This is a genomic window from Desulfobacter hydrogenophilus, assembly GCF_004319545.1.
Taxonomy (GTDB): Bacteria; Desulfobacterota; Desulfobacteria; order Desulfobacterales; family Desulfobacteraceae; genus Desulfobacter; species Desulfobacter hydrogenophilus.
The window spans coordinates 3,065,939-3,079,052 of record NZ_CP036313.1 but is presented as its reverse complement, the minus strand read 5'-3'; the positions used below and the strand labels follow the sequence as shown (position 1 = coordinate 3,079,052).

Below are 13,114 nucleotides of genomic sequence, written 5' to 3'. Positions count from 1 at the left end.
GAAGGCTCTTGCAGATAAAACATTTCTGCAAGGGGCTTTTATTAAAAACATAAAAAATAAGCGTGACGACGTCTTGGGGGTCTGATAATCAAATGCCGTTTACAAAAATGTTTCCCAAGGCTCTAACGGCAAAAAATCATGCTGCAATACCCCACAAAATCGGCAGTGGGCTGTAACGGATCAAAGCTTGAGGCGTAGTCAAGGCAGACACCTTTGACTGCGCCCATTGTTTTTGCAGCAGCGGCAGCCGCACAGGCCGCCCCGGCACAGCACATGTTATGGTGTGTCAATCCCTGGTAAATAATCTGATTTTCATCCATGGCTGTTAACGCTTCAATTGCAGCCGCATCATTCTCCTTTGACACCCAATCAAATGCAACTTTACCTGAACCTGCCGCTTCAAATCCGAACCGCGGGCCGTAATGGGTCATGTCTGTGGACCCTACCACAGCCAGGGAGCGACCCAGCTTTTTTGCGGCCTCAACTGCGGCCACGCCCAATGCGTGCGCCGCATCCGAGGGCGGAACGGCGCACACCACAATCCGGGCGTGGGGGAAAAAATATTTAATAAATGGATATTGCAGTTCCAGGGTATTTTCTTCAGGGAAGCGGTTGGGCCCTAATTGTTCCAGGTTGACACCTTCCGTCCCGGCCCGCCGCACCAGGGCATCTGTAAGTTCCCGGTCAATCTCAATGGTTCCCAAAGGGGTATCAACGGCGGTACAATCCAGAACAAGGGCCGGGGACGTGGCATGCATGTGAACCCCGAAAAGAATAATGGTATCCACAACCCGGTTGCCATGGGCCAGCGCTGAAAAGACCCGGCAGGCCAGTTTCCCGGAATAAACCCAGCCGGCATGGGGCACAATCCCCCCCACAGGATTATTCAGAATTTTTGTATTCTCTTCGATTTCTAGATCATCACTAAACCGTTTAATGGCAGATCGACACTGGTCAGCGGATCCCGGGTACCAGGAGCCGGCAAGGGCCATTTTCTTTACCCCCATAATTACCTCCAAACTTTAAAAAACCATCCTACCGGATTAACCGGCACAATTATCCCAGTTTTTCCTTAACCTTGGTGCGCAGCCATGAAAGCCATGGTTCCATGCCTTCCCGGGTCTTGGCGGAAAGTTCAAATACCGGCATGCCCGGATGCACCTTACCCATATTTTCCACAGCCAGGGCCGCATCAAAATCCAGATAGGGCAACAGATCTATTTTATTTAAAATGGCAGCATCCGCCACCTGGAACATGAGCGGGTATTTTAAGGGCTTGTCCTCGCCTTCGGTGACACTTAAAACCACAGCCCTTGCATCCTCGCCAATATCGAATTCCGCAGGGCACACCAGGTTGCCGATGTTTTCCACGATGAGCAGATCCAAGTCATCACATCCCAGGGATCTGGCCGATGATTCAATGAGGTGGGCTGCCAGATGGCAGTCTCCCCCGAACTGGTCCGTGTTGATCTGGGTCACTTTGGCACCTGTTACGGAAAGTCGGTCCGCATCATTGGTGGTGCAGATATCGCCCACGATCACCCCCACCCGGATATCGGGCATCAGCTGTTCCAGGGTCCGGCACAGGGTTTCGGTCTTGCCGGATCCCGGCGAGGACATCATGTTCAGAACAAACACCTGTTTCTCTTTAAAAAAGGCTCTGTTCCGATCTGCATCCGATTCGTTTTTTTCCAGTACCCGTTTTTGTATATTTATCTCCATAAACTATCTCTCAATTTTTTTATTGTTTCTCAATCGTCTAATCGTCGGCCAGTTCTATGGATGAGATCTCAATCTCCCGTCCGGAAATCATGGTCACCTGGCCATCTTTGCACGCAGGGCACCCAAAGGCAGGGGTGTCGGTCTGCCATTCATGTTCACAGCTTTCACAACGCAGGCATACCGGCACCGCGTCGATGACCAGTTCAGCGCCTTCAAGAGGGGTGTCCTTAGAGATGACCTCCAGGCAAAAGGAGAGGCTGTGCTCCACCACGGCAGCCAGTTTGCCGATCCTTAAATTCAATTTTTCCACCCTGGGATTTTCAATGTCATCGGGGATGGCATCCAGGGCGATGGTTACCAGTTGCTGGGCAATACCCATCTCATGCATACTTACTGATCCTGCCTCATTTTAAAAAATTGCTGTTGAAATTCGGGGAATCTGTCTTCCTTTATTGCATGACGCATTTTAGCCATAAGATCAAGATAATAATAAAGATTATGAATGGTGTTCAGACGATAGGACAAAAGTTCCCGGGATTTATAGAGATGGCGCAGATAGGCCCGGGAGTAATTGCGACAAGTATAACACCCGCAGGTTTCATCAATGGGGCGCTCGTCTGTTTTATATTTGGCATTGGGAATATTAACGGTACCGGTATGGGTAAAAAGCTGGCCGTTTCTGGCATTTCTGGAGGGCATCACGCAGTCGAACATATCGCACCCCATGCCCACCAGGGTCACAAGGTTCTCAGGCGTGCCCACCCCCATAATGTACCGTGGCTTTTGTGACGGCAGAAGCGGCAGGGTGTGGTCGGCCATCTCATACATCACTTCGGTGGGTTCTCCCACGGAAAGACCGCCAATGGCAAAGCCGGGAAAATTAATGGCAGTCAGCTGTTCGGCGGATAAAGAGCGAAGTTCTTTAATCATTCCGCCCTGGACAATGCCAAACAGGTTATTAACCGCGCCGTTTTCCTGCCAGAAATCAAACCCTCTTTTCGCCCAGGCCGTGGTCTTATTCAAGGCCTCAGCCACCTGCTGATCCGTAGCCGGATGCCCCTGGCACCAGTCCAGGGACATCATGATATCCGATCCTAAAATCATCTGGATTTCAACGGCCCGTTCCGGGGAAAAAAAGTGCCTGGAACCGTCAATATGGGATTGAAAATGCACCCCCTCATCGGTGAACTTGGCCAGTTTTGCCAAAGAGAAAAACTGGAACCCCCCGGAGTCGGTGAGCATGGGCTTATCCCAGGCTGTAAAGGCATGAAGCCCTTTCATGGCTTCAATAACTTCGCAGCCGGGTCTTAAGTATAAATGATAGGTATTACCAAGAATAATCTGAGCCCCGCAATGTTCCAGATCTTCCTTTGACACGGCCTTCACCGATCCCACTGTACCCACGGGCATGAAAATGGGTGTTTCAATAATCCCGTGATCCGTGGTGATCCGCCCCAGGCGGGAGCGGTCCCGGCCGTTACCGCTTTTACTATTATCTTTTATCAGGTCGAATGTAAGCATCTTTACTATTTTCTCTATAATGAAGATCTGTGTAACCTACACAGATCTTTCTACTTTTGTTGTGAACTGAACCACAGCGAAACCAGGTCAGCCCGTGGCTGTCACTCAATAAACATGGCATCACCATAACTGAAAAACCGATACTTCTCAGCCACGGCAACCTTGTAGGCATCCAGAATCCGTTCCCGGTCATAAAAGGCGGAAATCAGCATGAGCAGGGTGGATTCAGGCAGATGGAAATTGGTAATCATGGCATCCACGCATTTGAACCGGTAGCCTGGATAGATAAACAGATCGCACCGGCCCTGACCGGCCGAAATACGGCCCCTCTCGTTTGTACAAAACTCCAGGGTCCGCACGGACGTGGTGCCCACGGCAATAACCCTGCGCCCATCGCTACGGGCCCGGTTAATCGTTTCAGCAGTCTGGTCATCTATAATAAAATATTCCGAATGAATCTGATGGTCCCGGATATCCTTTACCCGCACCGGTACAAAGGTGCCATACCCCACATGCAGGGTAATCCGGGCCACGTCCACGCCCTTTTCAGAAAGGGTTGCAAGCAGCTCTTTTGTAAAATGAAGCCCGGCCGTGGGCGCAGCCACAGCACCCTCGGCGTTTGCATAAACCGTTTGGTAATCGTGCCGGTCTCTGTGCTCATCCATATGCGCCGGTATGCCTTCCCCCGGTCCCGGATTCTGATTCCGTTTTATATAGGGCGGCAGGGGCATTTTACCTGTTTTTTTCAATTGGGATAAAAAATGATGACCTCCGCCAAAAGAGACCACAGAAATTCGGTCCCGATGTTCCATCACAGTGGCCTTGATATCCTGACCCAGATCAAGCACCGTGCCCGGTTCCGGTCTGCGTGAGGCCCTGATCAGACAATCACACTGAAACGAACCTGTCTCGGCCAGATGTTTCATGCCGGCAGCATAATCAATAATGAGGACCTCTACGCGCCCCCCCGTAGGCTTATGCCCTAAAAGCCGCGCCGGCACCACCCGGGTGTCATTGACCACCAGCAGGTCTCCGGGGCGCAGCAAATCCGCAATATCAAAAAACCTGCGATGGCTGATGCCGTGGTTCTTCCGATCCAGGTACATGAGCCGGGACAAACTTCTGTGTTCACAGGGTGCTTGGGCAATCAAGGAATCGGGCAAATTATAGCAGTAATCAGACAAATTGTACATCAGCCGATCTCCATGGCAAGGTATACCAACGCCAGGCCCGCCAGCATCATAAAGAAGCCAAACCGCCTCAAGGTGCCTTCGGGTATTTGCAGGATCATCATTACCATCTCCCGCATTTTATGCGGCGAGATGAAATAGGGCAGCCCTTCCACAATCATGACCATGCCCATCACACAGAAAAAAAATTTCATTGAAATAATTTCCTTTTCCCCTTTTATTAGGAGTACCCTTGATAATTAAAAATATCAAGGTTATAAAGGAAGGCTGGTAAGAACTCAACCCCGGGCATGGGTGCCTTCATGCGCCGGGCACCCAAAGGAAGCGAACATCACATGGCATTTGAACCTGTTATCGGACTAGAGGTCCACGCCCAGCTCAAAACTAAGACTAAAATTTTCTGCAACTGCTCAACCGCCTTTGGCAAGGCCCCCAACGCCAATACCTGCCCGGTATGCACAGGCATGCCAGGGGTTTTACCGGTACTGAATAAAAAAGCCGTTACCTTTGCAATCAAGGCCGCCCTTGCCACCAACTGCACCATCAACAGGGAAAGCCGATTTGACAGAAAAAACTATTTCTACCCGGATCTTCCCAAGGGGTACCAGATCTCCCAGTTTGCCAAACCCATTGCCGAACACGGTTTTCTGGATATTGAAGCCGATGAAAAGGAAATACGCGTCGGCATCACCCGCATTCACATGGAGGAAGATGCCGGAAAGCTGATCCACGATCCCTTGCGGGGAAAAAGCATGGTGGACCTCAACCGAACAGGGATTCCCCTTATTGAAATTGTCAGTGAACCTGACCTTCGCACGGCAGCCCAAGCAGGTGCATACCTGAGAAAACTGCACGCCATTTTAAAGTACATTGATGTGTGCGACGGAAACATGGAACAAGGCTCATTCAGATGTGACGCCAACGTCTCCCTGCGACCCGTGGGGCAGAAAGAATTCGGCACCCGCACCGAGCTTAAAAATCTGAACTCTTTTAAAAATGTGGAAAAAGCCATCCTGTACGAAATCCAGCGTCAGACCTATGTACTTGAAGAGGGTGGACAGGTCATCCAGCAAACCCGTCTGTGGGATCCTACCAAAAACCGTAGCGCATCCATGCGGGGCAAGGAAGAAGCCCACGATTACAGATATTTCCCGGATCCCGACCTTGTACCGCTGATTGTGGACGATGCCTGGATCGAGGAAGTCAGCAGCACCATGCCGGAACTGCCCGATGCAAAAAAGCAGCGGTTTATCCAGGAATACAGCCTGTCTGAATATGATGCAGGTGTTTTAACAGCCAGCCTGGACATGGCCAATTTTTTTGAGGAGACCATTAAGCCGCTTAAAAACATCAAGCAGGCCGCTAACTGGACCATGACCACGCTCATGGGCATGCTCAATACCAAGGGCATTGAAATCAGTGAATCACCTGTTAGCGCCCATGGTTTTTCAAAACTTCTTGGACTTCTGGAATCCTCCCGAATTAATGCCAATGCCGCCAAAACGGTTTTCGAGGAGATGGTTGAAACCAACAAAGATCCCGAATCCATAGTCAAAGAAAAAGGTCTTGAACAGGTATCCGACCAAGGCGAACTTGAAGCAATGGTGGATGAAATTATTAAGGAAAACCCCGAAGAGGCTAAAGCCTATGGTGATGGAAAAACCAAGCTATTCAGCTTTTTCATGGGGCAGGTCATGAAAAAGACCCGGGGAAAGGCAGACCCCAAAGTGGTCACGCCCATGCTCAAATCAAAACTGTAAAGGGAAAAACAAATGAAGAAACCGCATACGTTTATTAAAGCGATTTTGTCCGTTTTCATCCTCGGCGGATTGATCTTTCCATATATGGCCTTTGCCAATCCACCTGAAACCCTTGCAGTTCTTTCCTTTGCCATTAATGCCGATAAGAATAAGAATCTGAATTACCTTAAAAAAGGCATCTCAACCATGCTCTATTCCAGGCTCACCTGGCCTGAAAAAGTCGTTGTTGTGCCGCCCAAAAAAATAGCGGCCCTTGAGGCCGGATTAAAAGAATTTTCCGGTAGTAAACTGATCCATGCGGTTGCCGCAAAAACCGGATCAAGATATGTGCTCTACGGCACCATTACCAGCCTTGCAGATGCTTTCAGCATTGATGCCAAGGTCTTTGACACCACTGAAAAACAGTACATGGCTTTTTTTGAACAATCCAAGAACAGTGACGACCTGATCAAAAAAATGGACCGCATTGCCGCTGCCATAAACCATAAGGTGTTTCATCGTACAACCGTCACCTGGGAACAGATGGAACAAGAAAAGCAGAAACAACTTAATGCGTTAAAAAATCAGAATCCGGAGAAACTCATGCAGATGCCGACGGGATGGCAACGCGAAGAAAAGGTTGGCTGGAAAGTCTGGAAATATCTGTTCTAAAACGGTTACATGTAATCCACCAGACTTAGCCCCATGACAGAAGATGTCGAACTCAAAGCCGCTTCATAAACAGTCTGGGCAGATTTAAGATTCATAATGGCCTCCACGGTATCTGCATCCCGGACCGTGGAGCGCTGGGAGACCAATGTTAAATCCGAATCCGAAATAGTGGCTTCGGTGATGGTGGTACTGTTGTAAATTGAGCCCACAGTTGACATGCTTGAGGTGAGACTTTCATAATGATTTTCCAGCCGGGTCATTGCCCGCTGAATGCCGTCCACATCATCACTATCCAGTGCTTCTTTGAAATCCAAAACCGTATCCCAGATACTCCAGGTCGCCTCTTTTCCTTCCACAGGTCCGGATGAAACATCTTGATCTCCAAAACCAAGATTAAATGAGGCACTGGAATCGGTATTGGTACCGGATGAGAAAAGCAATGTAAAGGATTCAAGCCGGCGACCGGTATCAATATCCTCGCTGATGGTAAATTTTTTGTTGTTTTCATCATATTCAACCGAGTAGTTAACCCGGTTTCCGTTTTCAGCTGATGCGGTTTCAAGCGCCTCTTCCACGGCCTCGGCATAGGATTCAGAATCTGCGTAAGGACCGGCGTCGATGGTGGCTGTCAGCTGTACGCTGATCTCTTTATCCACTGTGGTTTCTGTAAAATCAATGGTATTGTTTTCCCCTGGCGCCACCGTAACTGCCCCGGCCACAGGCGTATCACTGGATACCGGTGAAAGCGTTACGGTTTGAGCATCAAACCCAAGATCCGTCAGGATACTTGTATTTTCATACCCTTCGGTAATGTCAAAGGAGATGCTGGTGCCTTCTTCCGGGAACTCATTCAGATCAATAATAATATCAGACTCACCGTCATCATTCACATCAATTTCTATGGTATCGTCGGTTGCCCCAATTTCCGCATTAAGTCCGTAACCGGGGTCATTGGAGACCTTCCAGGTGCCGTCTCCGGTATAGGTCAACGTCAAGGGTTCCAAGCCATCATCCGGCGTATATTCGGTCAGGGCGGAATCGTTTATAATTTGAATTTCAACGTCATCGAAATCCTGGCTCAGGGATTCAAAGTTGGCAACTCTGACGGTTTCGGTCTCAATATTCTGAAAGGTTGCAGTGGTGGTGGTATCAGCGCCGTCTGTCCCAATGGAAAAGGCGTTGCTATCTTCATCATATTCCACTTCATAAACAACACCGTATCCATATTCTTCGGACGCTTTGCTCAATGTCTGCGCCACAACACCGGCAAGTTCTTCTTTGCTGTAGGTACCGCTGGTAATTGTCGTTTCAATGGTGAGAATATTATCTTCTCCCTTATCGACATCTTCTGTAAAGACGATCTGGTTGTTCGTGGTATCCACGATGATCTCATCTTCATAAAACATATCACTGCCGCAACAGTCCAAAGAGACGGTGGTATTCTGAGAAATACTGATGTTTACAGCGTCACTGCTGCCGTTGTAAGTTACTCGGGTGGGATTGTCGTCATCATCATAGGTAAAAGGCGTTGTCTGGTTATCATCTCCGCCGAACACATATCCGCCATAGGCGTCTGTATTGGCAAGGTCCATAAGGCTATCAAGGTAAACCTGCATGCTATCTGCAGCGTCAGAGCGCTCCTGGTAAGAGGCCGAGGCATTGGCCAAAGACGAGGCCAAAAGCTTCATTTCAGACAACTGATCAGCCATGGCGTCAAGGGCGGTTTCCGCCGTGGTAAGTATATTCTGGGCCTGATCCACATTGACCTGATACTGGTCCAATGCCGCCAGGTCGGAATTGATAGTCAGCACTTGTTTCATACCCGATGGATCATCGGATGCGGAACTAATTTTCAGATTGGTGGATACGACCTCATTGGCCTCGTTCAAATCAGAGGTAAGCCGTCCAAGCTGATATGTGGCCTGTTTGTATATACTTATGGTTGAGACTCTCATGGCAGACCTCCTATAGGATCGGTGTTATTAAATTGATCCTCAAATATTAAATCTTTCAAAAATCAACGTGTTGCAAGCAAAGCATCAAACATTTCCTGCACCATTGTCAGCAATTTAGCTGCTGCAAGATAGGCCTGCTGCTGGGCTGTCAAATTAATCATCTCTTCATCCAGGGACACGGCTGATGTTGAATCCCGATGCTCGGTAAGCTGGTACACCAGGGTTTCGGAATACTCTAAAGCAGAATTAATACCGGACGCTGTGGACCCGATGGTCGAGACCAGGGAGGCCTGGTAATCATCCAGCGAGGTGGTGGCTACCGTGACCGTAACACCCTCTCCCCTGGTATATGTATACGCTTTCATATCAACACTGTCGTAGCGGGTGTCAGCCATGGCCAGGGCATTGGTATTGTCGCTGGAGGCAAGCGCTCCGGTTTGGGTATCCACGATGCCTGATGCCAGCAGGTCAGTGTAGGACACCACGCCATTGACACTGATGTTTGATGCGCCCGTACCGGTAAAAAAAGTATTCAACCCAAGAGCCGCAGCAAAACCGCTGTCCCCGTCTTCATTGCCTGCAAAGGCGTAGGACAGATCCTCTGCGTCCTTGGATTCCAAATCCATGCGGATATACCCTTCACCTGAAACAGACTGGTCAAAAGTAATTTCAATATCTCCGATACCGTCTCCATCCAGATCAATCTGAAACCCGTCATCATCGCCGCCTTCCGGAATAATAGTGGTGATACCGGTGGGGTCGTTGTCAATACTCCAGGTGCCGCTCGAATCACGCACAAATTCAAGGCCTGCAGCCTCAATTTCCAAAGCGCTGTAGTTTAACACCGTGATTTCGAAATTTGCTTCGTCAATGTTGTTACTGCCCGAACAGGTTACATTTTCAATGGCGCAATAGTTATCAGTGGTATCAAATAAAATCGTATCATTTTTAGTGACCGAAGCGGTCACACCGCCTGCGCTGCGGTTAAACTCATCGGCAAAGGAGTCAAGGGTCCAGTGCCAGTCCGAAAGGGTCTGCAGGGTATTGCCGTCGGCATCGGCCACAGCTTTTCCATTATCATCCGTGGTGACATAAAAGACATCGCCGTTCACAAGGGTGCCGCTGTCAAAGGCTATGGTCATGCCGTCCACTTCCACAATGATCTGGGATTTTTCATCCTCATTGCCTTCCAGTTCAATGGTGCCTGAATCGGTTTCAGACTTCCATTCGATCACAAGACCCTCTTCGTTGTCCGGCAGGGTACCGCCGGAAATCACGGTAAACTCATAAGTATCATCGACACTTGCAGCCTTTCCTGTAACCGAACCCCGGAGAATATCAGCTTGACCATCGGCATCGGTATTGATCCGCAGGGTATTTCCGGCAACAAGACTGCCCTGGGAAATATCAAAACTTAACGTTGTCTTCCCGTCTTCGGTTATCTCCACCACGCCGGATTCATCAATTTCAACATATCCGTCCTCGCCGGTGGAATTGCCACTGCTGTCCAAAATTTCCCAGTAAATGGTGGCAGGACTACCAAACGTGGCAGCTGTCGTTGATTTTCTTGTATTTGTTGGATCGGAGTCGGAAATTAGCGTGTCATTTTCAGGCGATTCACTGCCGAATCCGGTACCTGTGGACACGCTCAATACCGCATTTTCGTCTCCATTCTCCCTGAAATTTGTAATTTCAATGGCATCTTGATCATTTTCATCTATTTTCACTATGGTCACAGAGGTACCGTTTTTGATGACCGTATATTTATCCGGGGACAAACCAGAAGAAAGTGACGTGTATAACTGCAGAGCTCTATCGGCATCCGAGGTGCCCAACGAGTCATCAACAGTACATAAAATAGGGTAACCGTCCAGTTCAAATTCAATTTTTTCCGTATCATCAAATCCTGTATATCCGTCGGTGCCACCCAAGGTAATCATACTGAAACCAGAGCCTGACTCTCCGCTGTCGCCGAAAAGACCGGTATCGGGATCCTTGGAATCGGAAGATATTTCCATACTCGGATCCATGACAATGGTTACGGAACCGGTTATTACCACGGCATCATCTGTTGCAGGGTTGTCAGTCAAAAATTGAATTTCCGAATCACTGGAATCCAGAGAAACGGATAGTCGATCTCCGGTATTAGCATTAAATTCGTAGATCCCGATGGTAGCACCGGACGCACTTTCAATAGACGTGCCGTCCACAGCCAGATCCGTGTTCTGGTTGACCTCATTGATGGTTTCCACCGCAACTTTAAGTGCATCTTCAAGCTGTTCGTTAATATCTTCAGAAACATCCCGACTAAAACTGACATCCGCTATCACCCCGTCAACAGACAGTGTAAATTCAACGACATCCCCGTCGCCTGCCGACATAACAGCAAAGTTAAAATAGGCAGATGTCGTAGATGCATAGGCAGCTATGCCATCTATATTTGAAAGCTCTTTGGCAATGTCGGCGGCAGACCGGGTGGCATCGACCCCTCTGTCTGAAATTTCCAGGGTCTGGGTATCGGAACCATTGGTAATGGTCAGGGTCTGTTCAGCCAATGCCGCATCCAGGGCATCGTCAATGCCTGATGCACTGGATGAAGCACCGCCCAGAGACAATCCGCTGGACTGTACCACGGTTTTATCCCCTAAGATTCCCTCATCAATAACCGTGAGCTCATAGGTGCTGTCATCCTCTCCGGTCCCGGTAATATTTGAAATCTCAGATGTAGAAATAGCCATATCAACGGTCGCGGTCTGATATTCTGAGGTAGTGTCCGTGGCATCCTGGATCACCATGGAAAAATCCTTGGTGTAGTCAATTTCATCTCCATAGTACAGACTATCAAATGTTCCACTCTTGCCAGCCTCGTAAGTCCCTTCAAGGGAGCCGGAGAAATAGGTCTGCCCTGCCCCCTGGGAATGCTGATAGTTCAGGGTCCAGATCAGGTTGGTGGCAAGTTCATCAAATTCCGCCTGGGTTTCCGGAATCACCACATCCCTGACCTCAAGCCATCCGGCAATGGCACCGCCGGAGATATCATCGGTAATGTCATAGGCATTTCCGGATTTACCGGTCCAGTATACACTTCCCTGTTTTATGCTTAAATCATATGAAATGCCATCCTCCGCCAGCGGCAAGCCGTTGGTGAGGATCAGGTAGGAGCCGTCCTCTTTCACGGTGATATCAATATCAATGCGTTTTCCAAGATCGTCCACCAGGGCGTTTCGTTCATCCGCAAGGTCATTGGCATTCCCGCCCGTACTTTCGGCGGTGACGATGGCCAGATTTAACGCTGCTATCTGCTCGGAAATGCTGTTCACTTCGGTAACGGCGGAAGATATTTCCCCGTTCAAGTCGCCGGTCAAATCAGACAGGGCATCTTCAATGGCATTGATACGGTCGGTAAGTGCAAGGCCGGCATCATATACGGCGTTTTGTTCGGTTTCACCGGACGGATTGTTACTCAAATCCTCCCAGGCAGACCAGTAGGCATCCAAAAGGGTATTCAGACTATCATCACTGTCTTCGGAAAACAGATCTTCAATGGAAGACATATAAACCTGTGCTTCTTCCAGGGCAGCCTGGTTGGATAATTCAGAAGTCAACGTATTTTCAAGAAGCTGGTTTACGGACCGGGTGACCGAAGCAACAGTCACCCCTGTACCATAAATATTTCCACGCGAATTCACCGTGGATGTGGTGGATAACTCTACAGACTGAATGCTGTAATCATCATTATCCGCGTTAGCAATATTCTGGCCCGTCACACTGATGGCCGCCTGATAAGCCGTGACGGCATTGGACGCAGTGTTTAGTATGGCATTAAGGCTACTCATGGGGTCCTCCCCATATTCCTGTGGTTAACATACTTGGATGTAACAGACAGCCGACCCAGCACGCTTTTAAACAATAAACCATTGCGGGAGGCGGCCTTCATCAATTCCCGATGTCTTTGTTCCAGATCATTTGCAAGCCCAAACAATACCTCTTCCTGCTTTGGGGTTAACCCCTGAATCATTTTTACCCGATCGACAAGGCTTCTTGACATGGTGGAAGACATTTCCCGCCCTGTCATCATGCCCAGTTGCTCCCCCATGGCACGTACAAGATGCTCAAACCGGTTAACACAGTTACGTTTTCTTAAAATAAGCTTTTTCAAAGATTTCGAATCATAGGCCATACCGGACACATATTCAGTCTCCAGGATGTGACTCAATTGCTTATGCAAAGCCCTGATCCTGACCATTTTCCGTTCAAGAACCGCCACAGAATCGGTTTCCACGTCTGCCTTAACCCGGGGAAGTATCATGATGCC

11 protein-coding genes are annotated in these 13,114 nt (G+C 49.0%); 2 read left to right on the top strand and 9 right to left on the bottom strand.

Features of this window, described 5'->3' with window-relative positions; translation table 11 throughout:
• Positions 1–122: 122 nt before the first annotated feature.
• The 6 genes from amrB to EYB58_RS13670 form a co-directional block, all read right to left on the bottom strand.
• The gene (amrB, locus tag EYB58_RS13695; RefSeq protein ID WP_111956252.1) at positions 123–1,007 is read right to left on the bottom strand and encodes an AmmeMemoRadiSam system protein B; all 885 of its coding nucleotides are present in this window, start codon (positions 1,005–1,007) and stop codon (positions 123–125) included.
• Between the two features lie 49 nt (positions 1,008–1,056).
• Positions 1,057–1,722, bottom strand: a complete 666-nt coding sequence (gene hypB / locus EYB58_RS13690) for a hydrogenase nickel incorporation protein HypB (protein WP_111956250.1) — start codon at positions 1,720–1,722, stop codon at positions 1,057–1,059.
• 37 nt (positions 1,723–1,759) lie between these two features.
• A complete protein-coding gene (gene hypA / locus EYB58_RS13685; protein WP_111956248.1) occupies positions 1,760–2,110 on the bottom strand; it encodes a hydrogenase maturation nickel metallochaperone HypA in 351 nt (116 codons plus the stop codon).
• 2 nt (positions 2,111–2,112) lie between these two features.
• A complete protein-coding gene (gene tgt, locus EYB58_RS13680; protein ID WP_111956246.1) occupies positions 2,113–3,243 on the bottom strand; it encodes a tRNA guanosine(34) transglycosylase Tgt in 1,131 nt (376 codons plus the stop codon).
• Between the two features lie 101 nt (positions 3,244–3,344).
• A complete protein-coding gene (gene queA / locus EYB58_RS13675) occupies positions 3,345–4,436 on the bottom strand; it encodes a tRNA preQ1(34) S-adenosylmethionine ribosyltransferase-isomerase QueA (protein ID WP_111956244.1) in 1,092 nt (363 codons plus the stop codon).
• Positions 4,436–4,627 (bottom strand): DUF2065 domain-containing protein, encoded by a 192-nt coding sequence (locus tag EYB58_RS13670; protein WP_111956242.1) that lies wholly within the window; start codon positions 4,625–4,627, stop codon positions 4,436–4,438. Before EYB58_RS13670 ends, queA begins: the two co-directional genes overlap by 1 nt.
• Before the next feature lie 141 nt (positions 4,628–4,768).
• Between EYB58_RS13670 and gatB the strand changes: the two genes are divergently transcribed.
• Both gatB and EYB58_RS13660 read left to right on the top strand, forming a co-directional pair.
• On the top strand, positions 4,769–6,193 hold the full coding sequence (gatB, locus tag EYB58_RS13665; protein ID WP_111956343.1) for an Asp-tRNA(Asn)/Glu-tRNA(Gln) amidotransferase subunit GatB: 1,425 nt from the start codon (positions 4,769–4,771) through the stop codon (positions 6,191–6,193).
• Positions 6,194–6,205: 12 nt separating this feature from the next.
• A complete protein-coding gene (locus tag EYB58_RS13660) occupies positions 6,206–6,844 on the top strand; it encodes a hypothetical protein (protein ID WP_111956240.1) in 639 nt (212 codons plus the stop codon).
• A 5-nt stretch (positions 6,845–6,849) separates the two neighbouring features.
• Here the strand turns inward: EYB58_RS13660 and flgL are convergent, their stop codons facing one another.
• The 3 genes from flgL to EYB58_RS13645 form a co-directional block, all read right to left on the bottom strand.
• Positions 6,850–8,799 carry a flagellar hook-associated protein FlgL gene (gene flgL / locus EYB58_RS13655; RefSeq protein WP_111956238.1) on the bottom strand — a complete coding sequence of 650 codons (1,950 nt, stop codon included), beginning with the start codon at positions 8,797–8,799 and terminating at the stop codon, positions 6,850–6,852.
• A 62-nt stretch (positions 8,800–8,861) separates the two neighbouring features.
• Entirely contained in the window at positions 8,862–12,635 is a 3,774-nt protein-coding gene (gene flgK, locus EYB58_RS13650; RefSeq protein WP_111956236.1) for a flagellar hook-associated protein FlgK, read from the bottom strand.
• A complete protein-coding gene (locus tag EYB58_RS13645) occupies positions 12,632–13,108 on the bottom strand; it encodes a hypothetical protein (RefSeq protein ID WP_111956234.1) in 477 nt (158 codons plus the stop codon). The genes flgK and EYB58_RS13645 overlap by 4 nt, the downstream gene beginning before the upstream one ends.
• Positions 13,109–13,114: the final 6 nt, after the last annotated feature.